We start from the raw sequence: 13202 nt of genomic DNA on the forward strand, positions 1-13202 counted from the left end.
ATCAGTTCTCACCCGCTTCACGCAGTTCAAGGCGGCGGTCGATCCGGCCGATGCGCTCACCGACATGATCCAGCCTGCGGTTTACGCCTGCCATGCTGACCTCGACCTGGGCGACGCGAACCGACGTCGATGCGACGGCCTGCTCGACATCAGTCAACCGCGACTTGATGTCGGTCAGTTCAAGGCGCATTTCCTGTTGCTCCGCACGAACCTTCTTCAGCAGTTCATAGGTCAGGTTCGCGACGTCGGATTGTGTCGTCATCACCATTCCCCGCGATAATCGTGGTTGGCATCGACCATCGCCTTGAGCGTGGTCGGTCCGCCTTCGGGCTCGCTGGTGTGGCGACCGGCGATCTGCGTGCCCGGCTTGGGGCTCTCGCCCGCTGCCAGCGCCTCGAGAATGCGCGTCGTGCTATCGTAATCCAGGTCTTCGAAGTTATCGTCGTTGATCTGGACCATCGGCGCGTTGGCGCAATTGCCCATGCATTCGACTTCGGTCAGCGTGAACAGGCCGTCGGGCGTGGTCTTGCCCTTGACCAGACCCTTGTTGGCGCACGCCGCCATCACGTTGTCCGATCCGCGCAGCAGGCACGGCGTCGTGCCGCAGACCTGAACATGGAAGCGCCCCACCGGTGCAAGGTTGTACATCGTGTAGAAGCTCGCGACCTCATAAGCGCGGATATACGGCATATCGAGCATCGCGGCGACGTATTCGATCACCGGTACCGGGAGCCACCCTTGCGTCTGCGTATCGGCGCCAACCTGGCGCTGCGCGAGATCGAGCAGCGGCATTACCGCAGAGCGCTGCCGCCCTTCCGGATAGCGCGAAATGAAGGTTTTCGCCTTGGCGAGGTTCTCGTCCGTAAACGCGAAACCACCCCAGCGCGCGCGGGTTTCGGCTTCATCGGGAATGTGTGCTGCGTCAGCCATTGTTCTGCTCTTTACGCTGGCGGGAAATGGAAAAGGCCATCCACGCAAATGTCGCGATCAGCACGAAGGGCATTCCCATGCCTTCTGCGACCTGCGCGATGCCGAATGCGCTCAGCGCAATCAGCAAAGCCACCACAAAGTACACCCAGATCGGGAAGAAGGGTCGCGTCACCGGTCGCACTCCCCGAACACCACGTCGATCGCACCCAGAATGGCGGTCGCATCGGACAGCATGTGGCCGCGCGTCATGAAATCCATTGCCTGAAGGTGGCTGAACGCCGTCGGGCGGATCTTGCAGCGATACGGTTTGTTGGTGCCATCGGCGACCAGATACACGCCGAACTCTCCCTTGGGGCTCTCGGTCGCAACGTACACCTCGCCGGCGGGAACATGAAAGCCCTCGGTATACAGCTTGAAGTGATGGATCAGCGCTTCCATCGACTGCTTCATCTCGCCGCGCTTGGGAGGAACGACCTTGCGGTCCAGCGACGCGATCGGCCCTTCGGGCATCTGCGCGAGGCACTGCTTGATGATCTTCGCCGACTGGCGGACTTCCTCGACCCGAACCATGAAGCGGTCATAGCAATCGCCGCGCGTGCCGACCGGAATGTCGAACTCCATCCGGTCGTAGACATCATACGGCTGCGACTTGCGCAGATCCCAGGGGATGCCGCTGCCGCGGATCATCGGACCCGAAAAGCCCCAGCGCACGGCGTCGTCCTTTGACACCACGGCGATATCGACGTTGCGCTGCTTGAAAATGCGGTTGTCGGCAACGAGGCTGATCGCATCCTCGAAAAGCTCGGGCAGCCGGGTATCGACCCATTCGCCGATTTCGGCGAGGACCTTGAGCGGGATATCTTCATGAACCCCGCCCGGACGGAACCAGGCGGCGTGCATCCGCGCGCCGGACACCGCCTCATAGAAGTTCATGCAATCTTCGCGCAGCTCGAACAGCCACAGATTGGGGGTCATCGCGCCGACGTCCATCACATGCGCACCCAGGTTGAGCATGTGGTTCTTGATGCGCGTCAGCTCGGCCATCAGCACGCGCAGATATTGCGCGCGCAGCGGCACCTCAAGGTTCAGCAGCTTCTCGATCGCCAGGACATAGCTGTATTCCATCGCTAGCGGCGAGCAATAATCGAGCCTGTCGAAGTACGGCAGTGCTTGCAGATAGGTCTTGTGCTCGATCAGCTTTTCGGTGCCGCGATGGAGCAGCCCGACATGGCAGTCGATGCGCTCGACGATCTCGCCTTCCAGTTCCATGACCATGCGCAACACGCCGTGTGCCGCGGGGTGCTGGGGACCGAAGTTGATCGTGTAGTTCTGGATTTCCAGATCGGCCGAATCCTGTTCGATCTGCCCGGGTTCGGAAACCTCGTGGAGCGTCTCGGTGGTCATGCCTTGCCCCCCTTCTTGTCGGCGGGCTGGTCGGCAGCAGCCTCGAGGCTGGGCTTGGCCGCTGCCTTGTTGGCACCCTTGCCCGCACCGGTCTCCGACGGCTTGTCGGTGGTCTTGGGGGTCTCGACATGCGGCGGACCACCCAGCGACTTTTCGTCGCCCGGCAGCACATAGTCGGCGCCTTCCCATGGCGAGGTAAAGTCGAAATTGCGGAAATCCTGCGCCAGCTTGACCGGCTCGTAGATCACCCTGCCCTGCTCCTCGGAATAGCGCATCTCACTGTAGCCGGTGAGCGGGAAGTCCTTGCGGAAGGGATGGCCGCGGAAACCATAATCGGTGAGGATGCGGCGCAGGTCCGGGTTGCCGGCGAAGATCACGCCGAACATGTCGTACACTTCGCGCTCGAGCCAACCTGCAACCGGCCAGATCGTGGTAACTGTAGGCACCGGCGTATCCTCATCGGTGGTGCAGGCAACACGGATGCGGTGGTTCTTGGTCAGGCTCAGCAGGCAATAGACCATTTCGAACCGTTCGGGCCGATTGGGATAGTCCACACCTGCAATTTCAACGAGCTGCTGATACTCATGCCGCTCGCGCAGCAGGTCGAGCGCTTCGGCGATAGCCTCGCGACGGACGGTGAAGCAATACTCTCCCTGGGTGAAACGCGTCGCGATCAGCCGGTCACCCAGCGTCGCGGCGACGTGCTCGCCCAAGCCTTCCAGAACGGCATACCGTGGCGCCGAATGTCCCATGTGCGTCCCTTATCCGGCCCGCCTCCACAGCAGACCTTCTCAACTCGTATCTTAGCGCTCGATCGTGCCGATCCGGCGGATCTTGCGCTGCAATTGCATCACACCGTAAAGCAACGCCTCGGCGGTCGGCGGGCAGCCGGGGACATAGATGTCCACCGGAACGATGCGATCGCAGCCACGCACCACCGAATAGCTGTAATGGTAATAGCCGCCGCCATTGGCGCAGCTGCCCATCGAAATCACATATTTCGGCTCCGACATCTGATCATACACGCGGCGCAGCGCCGGAGCCATCTTGTTGCACAGGGTCCCTGCGACGATCATCACGTCCGACTGGCGCGGAGACGCGCGCGGCGCGACGCCGAAGCGCTCCATGTCATAGCGCGGCATGCTGACGTGGATCATCTCGACCGCGCAGCAGGCCAGACCAAAGGTCATCCACCACAAAGACCCGGTACGCGCCCATTGGAAAAGCTCTTCGGTCGAGGTGACCAGAAAGCCCTTGTCCGCAACTTCAGCGTTGATATCGTTGAGAAAACCCACGTCGGGCAGCGTGCCGGTGCCAGGGACCAGCGTCCCCGGCTTGGCAACCGGTGCTCCGGAGGCTTGCGACACTACTCCCAATCGAGTGCTCCCATTTTCCATTCGTAGACAAAGCCTATGGTGAGAATGCCTAGGAAGATCATCATCGCGCTCCAGGCCTCCCAGCCCAGATCGAGGAAGGTGACCGCCCAAGGGAACAGGAACGCCACTTCGAGATCGAAGATGATGAACAGGATCGCGACCAGATAGAAGCGAACGTCGAATTGGCTGCGCGAATCCTCGAAGGCGGGGAAACCGCATTCATATTCGCTCAACTTGGCGACGGTTGGTTTGTGCGCCCCGGTGAGCCGCGATACCCCGATCGGAAGGAAAACGAATGCCACCGAAAGGACCAGTGCGACCGCCAGGAACAGCAGAATTGGCAGATATTCGGCCATGTGCGTATCCCGTTTGTGCGTGCTGCTTGCCCGGTCTTTAGGCCAGCCCAGCGCCTATCGCAAGCCAGATACCCCCCTTTTTTGCGGCAATGTGCCAGGCGAGAGAATGCTCAAAAAATTGCGCATTTGTGTGCTGTTGGACACAATCCGGCAAGCTGGCGTCATGCTACCTGCGCTGCATGGCGTGACGACGGCCAGCAAGGGGGGAATCGAAGATGACGAAGCGCACAAACATGATAGTTCTGGCCAGCCTGGCACTGGCAAGCATGGCATTGCCGATCACCGCCTCGGCGCAGACCGTCTCGGCCACCCGCCCGGACACGATCGCGGCAGTGCTGACCGCGCGCGGCTTGCCCAGCAAGCTCCAGCAACCCGAGAACGGCGCCCCATATATCGAGAGCGCCTTCGATGACATGCCATTTGTCATCGCCCTGATGAACTGCAACGAGGACAGGCGCGGCTGCAAGACCGTTCAATTCTATTTCGGCTTCAACGACCGCAAGGGGTTCGCGGTCGAAAAGCTCAACGAATGGAACCGCACCAAGCGCTTTGTCCGCGCCTATCGCGACGAGGAGAACGATCCGGTGCTGGTCATGGATATCGATACCGACAAGGGTGGCGTGCCGCAGGCGGTGTTCAACGAAAACCTGGATGTCTGGCTGAACCAGATGCAACTGTACCGGCGTTATGTGAACGAGTGAGCGCGCAAGACGCCCGCTGGGGGATCAGCGCAGCGCGCTAACCATCAGCTTGTGGACGCGCGAATGCAGCGAATCGTTGCCCGCGAGGATCTGCTGGCGTTCCATCGGCTGCGATCCACCGCGAAAATCGGTCACGAAACCGCCCGCTTCGCGCACCAGCAGAATTCCGGCAGCCACGTCCCACGGCTTGAGGCCGCTTTCCCAGAAGGCGTCGAACTTGCCGGCTGCGACCCAGGCCAGATCGAGCGATGCTGCCCCGAACCGGCGAATCCCTGCCACTTCAGGCGCGATGGCCCCAAAAATGCGGGTCCACTCGGCGATGTCGCCATGGCCAAGAAACGGGATGCCGGTGGCGATCAATGCCTCGTTGAGGCTGCGGCGACCCGACACGCGCAGGCGGCGATCATGCAGCCACGCGCCGCGCGACTTTTCTGCCCAATAGCTTTCATCGGTCACCGGCTGATAGATCAATGCGGCGCTGATCTCGCCCCAGCCCTTGCCGTCCAGCGTGGGCTCCTGCACCGCGATCGAGATCGCGAAATGCGGAATGCCGTGGAGGAAATTGCTGGTGCCGTCGAGCGGATCGATGATGAAGCGCGGCTTGCCGGGTTCGGCAGCGATGTCGCCGCCCTCTTCGAGCATGAAGCCCCAGCCAGGGCGCGCCTTGCTCAGTTCGTCATACAGGATGCGTTCGGCGCGCTGATCGGCTTTGGACACGAAGTCGGCCGGCCCCTTTTGCGACACCTGCAGGTGCTCGACCTCGCCGAAGTCACGGCGCAGACGGCCGCCCGCCTTGCGCGCGGCGCTTTCCATGACACGGATGATGGCTGAGATGGCAGGCATTGCAATAAGGTCCGATCAATCCGCCTTGCGGACATATTCCTTGGCGTAGACATCGACGACAATGCGCGTGCCGCTGCTGATGTGCGGCGGCACCATGACGCGCACGCCATTATCGAGAATCGCGGGCTTGTAGCTGGAAGAAGCGGTCTGCCCCTTCACCACGGCGTCGGCCTCGACGATCGTCGCTTCGATATGGTCGGGCAACTGCACCGAGATCGGGCGCTCGTCGTACATTTCGAGGGTAACCTGCATGCCATCCTGCAGGAAGGCGGCTTCGTCACCCAGCAGCTTGGCCGCGATGGTGATCTGCTCGAAATTTTCCTCGTCCATGAACACGAAGGACTCGCCGTCGGCGAACAGGAACTGGAAATCCTTGGTATCGAGCCGAACCTTCTCGACCGTATCCTGGCTGCGATAGCGGATGTTGGTCTTGCGGCCGTCTTCGAGATTCTTCATCTCGACCTGCATGAAAGCACCGCCCTTGCCGGGCTGGGTATGCTGGATCTTGCCGACTTTCCAGATACCACCTTCATGTTCCAGAATGTTGCCGGGGCGAATATCGACACCGCTGATCTTCATGCGAGGCTCGTTTCATCAGGTTTCAGGGAATGGACAGGCGCTCTAGGCGCTGGCGGCGGGCAAGGCAAGTGCTTTGGCCGCCCGTTCCGATGTCGATCGCCGATAAAGGGCTTTGATCGACGATTCTGCGTTGCCGGTCGATATACCGCACGAATGGCTGTTTCTTCCTATTACCCATCGGCAGGGGATAGTAGGTGCTAACCATCGGCAAAAGCTGCTATAAAGCGCCCGAAACCGGATCAACAGACCATGCCATTGTTCAGCCTCAAGACGCCTGCTGCCGGCATTTTCGGCAAGGCCCGCAACCAGATCGACACCGCCCATTCGGCGCGCGGCGAGGCGGTGCCGGGAGTGGAAGACTTTGAAGCCGATTTCGTCAGCTACCTCACCCGGCTGGAAGCATCAGCCAGCGTCTCGACCGCTGTGCTTGGCAATCAGCGCAAAGAACTGTCGCACGGCTGAGGCCGGACCTTCGGGGTGGTTCCAAACGCCGCCCGACACAGCGATGAAGTCAGTGCCCGTGGCGATGATCGATGCGGCGTTGTCCACCGTGATCCCGCCGATGGCGACGCAGGGCGGCTCCATCATTGATGACCACCACTCCAGAATTTCCGGCTCCGCCTGCACCTTGGCGTCCTTGGTGCTGCTCGGAAAGAAAGCGCCGAACGCGACATAATCTGCGCCCATCTCGCCAGCTTCCAGCGCGAGATGGCGGCTGTTGTGGCAGGTCACGCCGATCTGCGCATCCTTGCCCAGCTCTTCGCGCGCCTCGCGCGGGTCGCCATCGCCCTGCCCCAGATGCACGCCGTCAGCGCCCAGCCTTTTGGCGAGCGCCACATCATCGTTGACGATGAACGCGCAATCATGCTCGCGGCAAATCTCGAGCAGCGGTGCTGCAAGCCGCGCAGCCTCGTGCTGGTCGACATTCTTGACCCGAAACTGGAACGCCGCAACGGGTCCCGCCTCCAGCGCCGCGCGCAGCCGGTCAGGAAAATCCCCGCCGACGTCGAGCGGAGAGATCAGATAGAGTTCGCAGCCGGTCACGCGATCAGGCGACCGAAGCGGCGTGGATCTCGTCGATCGCGCCGCCGAGCGAGGCGTTGAACTCGTCGTCGCTCATCTGGTGCTTGAGATCGTTGAGCAGCGCGCGCGAGAAGCTGGCGATGATGCCGGTGTTCTTGGCGAGTTCGACGCACGCATCGGCGCGGCTGAAGCCACCCGACAGCGCGACGACGCGGATCACCGCCGGGTGCGCAACCAGATCGGCAAAAAGGCCTGCAGTTTCAGGCAAGGAGAGCTTGAGCATCACGCGGCGGCCTTCGGGCAGCGCATCGAGCGCCTTTTTCGTTTCGGCGAGCAGGATTGCATCGCACTGGCCCCGCGTCTCGCTCTTGATGTTCACTTCGGGCTCGATGATCGGGACCAGCCCGTGGTCGAGGATTTCGCCTGCAACTTCAAACTGCTGTTTCACGATGGCGGCGATGCCGCTTTCCGAAGCCGAGTTGATCACCGAGCGCATCTTGGTGCCGAAGACGCCCTTGGCCTTGGCGCGGGTGAGCAGGTCACCCAGGCCACCGATCGGCTTCATCATCTGGACGCCGTCGGCTTCGTCTTCCAGGCCCTTGTCGACCTTGAGGAACGGCACCACGCCGCGCTCCCACAGCAATGCGGGCACGCTCTTGCCGCCCGCTTCGCCATCCATCGTGCGTTCGAACAGGATCGCGCCGATCACTTTCTCGCCGTTGAAGCACGGCGAGGTAACGATGCGGCTGCGCATGGAGTGGATCAGCGCGAACATTTCCTCGTCGCTGCCCCAGGCACCTTCTTCGATGCCATAGCCCTTCAACGCTTTAGGGGTCGAACCGCCGCTCTGGTCGAGCGCGGCGATGAAGCCTGCGCCGGTCTCGATCTGGGCGAGCATCTTGTCGAAGGTTGCGGTGTCGGTCATGTGAGGTCCCCTTGGGTCTGAGCCAGGCTTAATAGTGGAATCGGGTGGCGGCGTCAGGCCTCGAGCGCCTTGACGCCGGGCAGGATCTTGCCTTCCATCCATTCGAGGAAAGCGCCGCCAGCGGTTGAAACAAAAGAGAAATCATCCGCAACGCCGGCATGGTTGAGCGCAGCGACGGTGTCCCCGCCGCCTGCAACCGATACCAATGTACCTTCGCGGGTCAAGGCAGCCGCCGTCCTCGCCAGCGCGACCGTTGCGGTGTCGAACGGGGGATATTCGAACGCACCAAGCGGGCCGTTCCACACCAGGGTCCGGCAGGTCTTGAGCACATCGGACAGCGCCTCGACCGCCGACGCGCCGACATCGAGGATCATCTCGTCGGCCGCGACTTCGTGGACGTTGGCGGTGCGGCAAGGCACGTTCGCGCCGAATTCCTTGGCGACAACGACGTCATAGGGCAGGTGGACGGTGCAATTTGCCTTGTCGGCTGCATCCAAAATTGCATTGGCGGTGTCTGCAAGGTCATGCTCGCACAAGGATTTGCCGACATCGACCCCGCGCGCGGCGAGGAAGGTGTTGGCCATGCCGCCACCGATGATCAGATGATCGACCTTGCCGACGAGATGCGTCAGGACGTCAAGCTTGGTAGAGACCTTGGCGCCACCGACAACTGCGGCGACCGGATGCTCGGGCTTGCCCAGTGCAGCTTCCAAAGCCTTGAGTTCGGCCTCCATCGCGCGGCCCGCAAATGCGGGCAGCAGATGTGCCAGACCTTCGGTGGTCACATGCGCGCGGTGCGCAGCGGAAAAGGCATCGTTGACATAGAAGTCGCCCAAGGCCGCGATCTGCTTGGCCAGCACCGGGTCGTTCTTTTCCTCGCCGGGATAGAAGCGGCTGTTCTCGAGCACGGTAATGCTGCCTGGCTCAAGGACATCGATCGCATGACGGTCAGGCGATGCCAGAAAACCGACATGCCGCCCCATTACGTCGCCCAGCGCCTCGGCAATCGGGCGCAAGGTGTATTCGGGGTCGACCTGGCCCTTGGGGCGGCCGAAATGTGCGAGCACCAACACCTTGGCGCCGTGATCGGCCAGCTCCGCCAGTGTCGGCATCGCCGAACGAAGCCGGGTATCGTCGGATACCCGGCCCTCGTGCATCGGTACGTTCAAGTCTTCGCGAACCAGAACAGGCTTTCCCGCCACGCCGTGACGGTCGGCAATCAGATCATCGAGGGTCTTGAACATACCGGTGTTTCTCGCAGTTTCAGGAACGATCAGAGCAGGCCGGCCATCACGCCTGCGGTATCGACCATGCGGTTCGAGAAGCCCCACTCGTTGTCGTACCAGCTGATCACGCGGACCAGCTTGCCGTCGATCACCGATGTTTCCAGGCTGTCGATGGTCGAGCTGGCCGGATCATGGTTGAAGTCGATCGAAACCAGCGGCTCGTCGGTAAAGGCGAGCACGCCCTTGAGCGCCCCTTCAGACGCTGCCTTGAGCGCGCCGTTGATTTCCTCGACGGTGGTGTCGCGGCTCGGGGTGAACGTCAGATCGACGAGGCTGACATTGGCAGTCGGCACGCGGATCGCCGAGCCATCGAGCTTGCCCTTGAGTTCGGGCAGAACGAGGCCAACCGCACGCGCAGCGCCGGTGGTGGTGGGGATCATCGACATCGCAGCAGCACGCGCACGGCGCATGTCACCGTGAATCTGGTCGAGGATCTTCTGGTCGTTGGTATAGCTGTGGACCGTGGTCATCAGGCCGCGCTCGATACCGACGGTTTCGTGCAGGACCTTGGCCATCGGAGCCAGGCAATTGGTGGTGCAGCTGGCGTTCGAAACGACCAGATCGTCAGCGGTCAGCACGTCGTGGTTGACGCCGAACACGATGGTCTTGTCCGCGCCGCCGGCAGGCGCCGAGATCAGCACGCGCTTGGCGCCGGCGGTCAGGTGTGCGCTGGCTTTTTCCTTGTCGGCGAAGAAGCCCGTGCACTCGAGCGCGATGTCGACGCCCATGTCGCCATGCGGCAGCTTGGCCGGATCGCGCTCCGACGTCACCTTGATCGCCTTGCCGTTGACGACGATGGTGTCGCCGACAGCTTCGACGGTGCCGGGGAACGGGCCGTGGACGCTGTCGCGCTTGAACAGCAGTGCGTTCGACTTGGCATCGGCCAGATCGTTGATCGCGACCAGCTCAAGGTCATGATCGGTCCGCTCGAGCAGCGCACGCGCGACGAGGCGGCCGATGCGGCCAAAACCATTGATTGCAACCTTGACTGCCATCGAAAATTCTCCTGCGATTATTGTCGTAAAAGGTTCAGCCCCGGCCCAGCGCGGTGCGCACGGCGGGGGTGATCTTGTCTGCGGTCAGACCGAAATGATCGAACAATGCCTCGATCGGCGCCGAGGCACCGAAGGTATCGATGCCGAAGCTGAGGCCATCGGGGCCGACATAACGTTCCCATCCGAACGTGACACCGGCTTCCATCGAAACCTTGAGCACATCGGCGGGCAGCAGATCGGCGCGATAGCTGTCCGGCTGCGCGTCGAACAGCGACCAGCACGGCATCGAAACGACATCGGCGCCAACTCCGGCTGCCTCGAGCGCATCGGCGACCGACAATGCCAGCGAGACTTCCGATCCAGTGCCGATCAGCACCACCTGGCGCTTGTTGCCCGACGACTTGATGCGATAGGCGCCGCGCGCGCACGGATTGCCGTCCGCCTCGACGCGGCGGAACTGCGGCAGGTTCTGCCGGGTCAATGCCAGCACCGTGGGAGTGTCCTTGGCCTGCAGCGCCAGTTCCCAGCACTCGGCGGTTTCCACCGCGTCACCAGGACGGAACACCAGCAGGTTCGGCATCATGCGCAGGCTCATGACATGCTCGACGGGCTGATGGGTCGGACCATCCTCGCCCAGGCCGATGCTGTCATGCGTCATCACATAGATCACCCGCTGCCGCTGCAGCGCCGACAGGCGGATCGCGGCGCGACAATAATCGGAGAACACCAGGAAGGTGCCGCCATAGGGGATCACACCGCCATGCAGCGCCATGCCGTTCATCGCGGCGGCCATGCCGAATTCGCGGATGCCGTAATTGACGTAACGGCCGCCATAATTGTCGGCGTTGAACACGCCGAGCCCTGCGGTCTTGGTGTTGTTCGATCCGGTGAGATCGGCCGACCCGCCAACGGTTTCGGGCAGGCGCGGGTTGATCGCTTCGAGCGCCAGTTCCGATGCCTTGCGGGTTGCGACCTTTTGCGGCTCGGCCAGCAACGTGGCGATATGCTGCGACAGGCCGAAACCCTGGGGCAGATCGCCTGCCATGCGGCGCTTGAGTTCGTTGCTCTTGCCCGATGCGGCGAGGCGATCGGACCAGGCAGCGTGGGTTTCCGCACCGCGGCGGCCAAAGGTCAACCAGGCGTCGCGGATGTCCTGCGGCACATCGAAAGGCGCGTGCTTCCAGCCCAGGGTAGCGCGCACCGCATCGACCTCTGCGGCACCCAGCGGCGAACCGTGCGTGGCAGACGTGCCCTGCTTGTTGGGCGAACCCTTACCGATGATCGTTGCACAGGCGATCAGCGACGGGCGCGGATCGGCTATCGCGGCGTCCATTGCGGCGCGGATCGATTCAAGGTCATGACCGTCGCAATCGACGACATGCCAGCCCGATGCGGTGTGACGCGCACGGATGTCTTCGCTGGTCGAAAGATCGGTCGCGCCGTCGATGGTGATGCGGTTGTCGTCCCACAGCACGTTAAGCCGGCCAAGCTTGAGGTGTCCGGCAAGGCCCACGGCCTCATGGTTGATGCCTTCCATCAGGCAGCCGTCGCCTGCGACGACCCAGGTGCGGTGATCGACCAGATCGTCACCGAACTCGGCATTGAGGTGCCGCTCGGCCATCGCCATGCCCACCGCCATCGCCAGCCCCTGGCCCAGCGGACCGGTGGTGCATTCAACCCCTGCGAGTTCGAAATTCTCAGGGTGCCCTGCGCACGGGCTGTGCAGCTGACGGAAGTTGCGGATGTCCTCGATCGTCGGACGCGCATAGCCGGTCAGGTGAAGCGTCGAATAGATCAGCATCGACCCATGGCCGGCAGAAAGCACAAACCGGTCACGATCGGCCCAGTCGGGCGCGGCGGCATCGAACTTCAGATACTCGCCGAAAAGCACCGTGGCGACATCGGCCATGCCCATGGGCATTCCGGGGTGGCCGCTATTGGCTGCCTGAACCGCGTCCATCGACAGTGCCCGGACGGCATTGGCGAGATCTTCGAAAACCACTGACATCGCCTGTATATTCTCCATGCTGATCGCAGGTCAGGGCCGTGCAAACGGCCCGCTGCTCGCGTTCGCTATTGCAAATACGCACGCCGAGTCGGCTTTGGCGTCACCCTTTGGTATCCATGTTGCACCGCGTCAAGTTCTGCAAACTGTGCCAAATCGCGATTTATTGCGTTTGTCACATTTCCTGCTAAGCTCATATCATGGCAAATGAACGACTTATCCTTGCTATCGGACAATTGGAGCGAGCTTTGACCCGGCTGGAAACAGTCCGGGCCAGGCAGACGGACGATGCGGCTGTGCAAGGCGGCAGCGAGGCGGGCAATCTGGCCGAGCGGCACGACAAGCTCAAGGCGGCAGCGGCCGAAGCTCTCGCCGGGATCGATGCCCTGCTTGCGGACAGGGGATAAAGGAATATGCCGGATACACGCCTGACCATCGCGGGTCGCATCTACTCCGTCACCTGCCAACCCGGAGAGGAAGACCATCTCGCCCGGCTGGGCATGATGATGGATGCCGCCGCGCGCAAGGCGGGGGCGACGAGCGGCCTCACCGAGACCCGAGCGCTGCTGTTTGCCGGGTTACTGCTGGCCGACGAACTGGCCGAAGCGCAGGATCGCCAGGCAGCCGAACCGGCGCAATCCGAGCCTGCAGTGAACCAGACCGAACAGTCCGAGCGCGACGATCAGATCGATATGGCCGCGCGCGCCATCGAGCATCTCGCCAACCGCATCGAGAATCTGGCGGAAGACCTTGAGAAGAGCAGCGATAAGTCCTAAATC

The 13202-nt window shown here is 62.2% G+C and carries 18 protein-coding genes; 4 read left to right on the top strand and 14 right to left on the bottom strand.

What is annotated here, in order from left to right; genetic code table 11:
• Position 1: 1 nt before the first annotated feature.
• From ACK4R0_RS06685 to ACK4R0_RS06715, 7 genes are read right to left on the bottom strand one after another with little or no spacing between them, the layout of a single operon-like run.
• Positions 2 to 262 (bottom strand): hypothetical protein, encoded by a 261-nt coding sequence (locus tag ACK4R0_RS06685; RefSeq protein ID WP_409672072.1) that lies wholly within the window; start codon positions 260 to 262, stop codon positions 2 to 4.
• Positions 262 to 930 (bottom strand): NADH-quinone oxidoreductase subunit NuoE, encoded by a 669-nt coding sequence (gene nuoE, locus ACK4R0_RS06690; protein WP_409672074.1) that lies wholly within the window; start codon positions 928 to 930, stop codon positions 262 to 264. The genes ACK4R0_RS06685 and nuoE overlap by 1 nt, the downstream gene beginning before the upstream one ends.
• Positions 923 to 1102 carry a hypothetical protein gene (locus ACK4R0_RS06695; RefSeq protein WP_409672077.1) on the bottom strand — a complete coding sequence of 60 codons (180 nt, stop codon included), beginning with the start codon at positions 1100 to 1102 and terminating at the stop codon, positions 923 to 925. Before ACK4R0_RS06695 ends, nuoE begins: the two co-directional genes overlap by 8 nt.
• Positions 1099 to 2334 carry an NADH-quinone oxidoreductase subunit D gene (locus ACK4R0_RS06700; RefSeq protein WP_409672080.1) on the bottom strand — a complete coding sequence of 412 codons (1236 nt, stop codon included), beginning with the start codon at positions 2332 to 2334 and terminating at the stop codon, positions 1099 to 1101. The genes ACK4R0_RS06695 and ACK4R0_RS06700 overlap by 4 nt, the downstream gene beginning before the upstream one ends.
• Entirely contained in the window at positions 2331 to 3086 is a 756-nt protein-coding gene (locus tag ACK4R0_RS06705; RefSeq protein WP_409672082.1) for an NADH-quinone oxidoreductase subunit C, read from the bottom strand. Before ACK4R0_RS06705 ends, ACK4R0_RS06700 begins: the two co-directional genes overlap by 4 nt.
• Positions 3087 to 3137: 51 nt before the next feature.
• Positions 3138 to 3731, bottom strand: coding sequence for a NuoB/complex I 20 kDa subunit family protein (locus ACK4R0_RS06710; RefSeq protein ID WP_409672085.1), 594 nt, complete (start codon positions 3729 to 3731; stop codon positions 3138 to 3140).
• The gene (locus ACK4R0_RS06715; RefSeq protein ID WP_409672088.1) at positions 3701 to 4066 is read right to left on the bottom strand and encodes an NADH-quinone oxidoreductase subunit A; all 366 of its coding nucleotides are present in this window, start codon (positions 4064 to 4066) and stop codon (positions 3701 to 3703) included. The genes ACK4R0_RS06710 and ACK4R0_RS06715 overlap by 31 nt, the downstream gene beginning before the upstream one ends.
• Before the next feature lie 215 nt (positions 4067 to 4281).
• On the opposite strand from ACK4R0_RS06715, the gene ACK4R0_RS06720 reads away from it, so the two are divergent.
• Positions 4282 to 4767 carry a YbjN domain-containing protein gene (locus ACK4R0_RS06720; RefSeq protein ID WP_409672090.1) on the top strand — a complete coding sequence of 162 codons (486 nt, stop codon included), beginning with the start codon at positions 4282 to 4284 and terminating at the stop codon, positions 4765 to 4767.
• Between the two features lie 24 nt (positions 4768 to 4791).
• On the opposite strand, the gene ACK4R0_RS06725 is transcribed toward ACK4R0_RS06720, so the two are convergent.
• Together ACK4R0_RS06725 and efp are read right to left on the bottom strand one after the other, a co-directional pair.
• Positions 4792 to 5610, bottom strand: a complete 819-nt coding sequence (locus ACK4R0_RS06725; protein WP_409672093.1) for an inositol monophosphatase family protein — start codon at positions 5608 to 5610, stop codon at positions 4792 to 4794.
• A gap of 15 nt (positions 5611 to 5625) precedes the next feature.
• Positions 5626 to 6189, bottom strand: coding sequence for an elongation factor P (gene efp, locus ACK4R0_RS06730; RefSeq protein WP_188514462.1), 564 nt, complete (start codon positions 6187 to 6189; stop codon positions 5626 to 5628).
• Between the two features lie 249 nt (positions 6190 to 6438).
• Between efp and ACK4R0_RS06735 the strand changes: the two genes are divergently transcribed.
• A complete protein-coding gene (locus tag ACK4R0_RS06735) occupies positions 6439 to 6651 on the top strand; it encodes a hypothetical protein (protein ID WP_409672096.1) in 213 nt (70 codons plus the stop codon).
• On the opposite strand, the gene thiE is transcribed toward ACK4R0_RS06735, so the two are convergent.
• From thiE to tkt, 5 genes are read right to left on the bottom strand one after another with little or no spacing between them, the layout of a single operon-like run.
• Positions 6592 to 7233: a thiamine phosphate synthase gene (thiE, locus tag ACK4R0_RS06740; RefSeq protein ID WP_409672099.1), complete on the bottom strand. Its 642-nt coding sequence runs from the start codon at positions 7231 to 7233 to the stop codon at positions 6592 to 6594. The genes ACK4R0_RS06735 and thiE overlap by 60 nt on opposite strands.
• A 4-nt stretch (positions 7234 to 7237) precedes the next feature.
• The gene (locus ACK4R0_RS06745) at positions 7238 to 8137 is read right to left on the bottom strand and encodes a fructose bisphosphate aldolase (protein ID WP_409672102.1); all 900 of its coding nucleotides are present in this window, start codon (positions 8135 to 8137) and stop codon (positions 7238 to 7240) included.
• A 53-nt stretch (positions 8138 to 8190) separates the two neighbouring features.
• On the bottom strand, positions 8191 to 9381 hold the full coding sequence (locus ACK4R0_RS06750; protein WP_409672105.1) for a phosphoglycerate kinase: 1191 nt from the start codon (positions 9379 to 9381) through the stop codon (positions 8191 to 8193).
• Between the two features lie 29 nt (positions 9382 to 9410).
• A complete protein-coding gene (gene gap, locus ACK4R0_RS06755) occupies positions 9411 to 10418 on the bottom strand; it encodes a type I glyceraldehyde-3-phosphate dehydrogenase (protein ID WP_409672108.1) in 1008 nt (335 codons plus the stop codon).
• Positions 10419 to 10452: 34 nt separating this feature from the next.
• Positions 10453 to 12426, bottom strand: coding sequence for a transketolase (tkt, locus tag ACK4R0_RS06760; protein WP_409672244.1), 1974 nt, complete (start codon positions 12424 to 12426; stop codon positions 10453 to 10455).
• 245 nt (positions 12427 to 12671) lie between these two features.
• Between tkt and ACK4R0_RS06765 the strand changes: the two genes are divergently transcribed.
• Positions 12672 to 12830 (top strand): hypothetical protein, encoded by a 159-nt coding sequence (locus ACK4R0_RS06765; RefSeq protein ID WP_409672111.1) that lies wholly within the window; start codon positions 12672 to 12674, stop codon positions 12828 to 12830.
• A gap of 6 nt (positions 12831 to 12836) precedes the next feature.
• Positions 12837 to 13199 carry a cell division protein ZapA gene (gene zapA, locus ACK4R0_RS06770; protein WP_409672114.1) on the top strand — a complete coding sequence of 121 codons (363 nt, stop codon included), beginning with the start codon at positions 12837 to 12839 and terminating at the stop codon, positions 13197 to 13199.
• Positions 13200 to 13202: the final 3 nt, after the last annotated feature.

The organism is Blastomonas sp., from assembly GCF_046294995.1.
GTDB lineage: Bacteria > Pseudomonadota > Alphaproteobacteria > Sphingomonadales > Sphingomonadaceae > Blastomonas.

Coding starts and splice junctions, on each gene's coding strand:
- ACK4R0_RS06685 (WP_409672072.1), bottom strand. CDS start 262: ATGACGACACAATCCGACGTCGCGAACCTGACCTATGAACTGCTGAAG.
- nuoE (WP_409672074.1), bottom strand. CDS start 930: ATGGCTGACGCAGCACACATTCCCGATGAAGCCGAAACCCGCGCGCGC.
- ACK4R0_RS06700 (WP_409672080.1), bottom strand. CDS start 2,334: ATGACCACCGAGACGCTCCACGAGGTTTCCGAACCCGGGCAGATCGAA.
- ACK4R0_RS06705 (WP_409672082.1), bottom strand. CDS start 3,086: ATGGGACATTCGGCGCCACGGTATGCCGTTCTGGAAGGCTTGGGCGAG.
- ACK4R0_RS06710 (WP_409672085.1), bottom strand. CDS start 3,731: ATGGAAAATGGGAGCACTCGATTGGGAGTAGTGTCGCAAGCCTCCGGA.
- ACK4R0_RS06715 (WP_409672088.1), bottom strand. CDS start 4,066: ATGGCCGAATATCTGCCAATTCTGCTGTTCCTGGCGGTCGCACTGGTC.
- ACK4R0_RS06720 (WP_409672090.1), top strand. CDS start 4,282: ATGACGAAGCGCACAAACATGATAGTTCTGGCCAGCCTGGCACTGGCA.
- ACK4R0_RS06725 (WP_409672093.1), bottom strand. CDS start 5,610: ATGCCTGCCATCTCAGCCATCATCCGTGTCATGGAAAGCGCCGCGCGC.
- efp (WP_188514462.1), bottom strand. CDS start 6,189: ATGAAGATCAGCGGTGTCGATATTCGCCCCGGCAACATTCTGGAACAT.
- ACK4R0_RS06735 (WP_409672096.1), top strand. CDS start 6,439: ATGCCATTGTTCAGCCTCAAGACGCCTGCTGCCGGCATTTTCGGCAAG.
- ACK4R0_RS06745 (WP_409672102.1), bottom strand. CDS start 8,137: ATGACCGACACCGCAACCTTCGACAAGATGCTCGCCCAGATCGAGACC.
- ACK4R0_RS06750 (WP_409672105.1), bottom strand. CDS start 9,381: ATGTTCAAGACCCTCGATGATCTGATTGCCGACCGTCACGGCGTGGCG.
- gap (WP_409672108.1), bottom strand. CDS start 10,418: ATGGCAGTCAAGGTTGCAATCAATGGTTTTGGCCGCATCGGCCGCCTC.
- tkt (WP_409672244.1), bottom strand. CDS start 12,426: ATGTCAGTGGTTTTCGAAGATCTCGCCAATGCCGTCCGGGCACTGTCG.
- zapA (WP_409672114.1), top strand. CDS start 12,837: ATGCCGGATACACGCCTGACCATCGCGGGTCGCATCTACTCCGTCACC.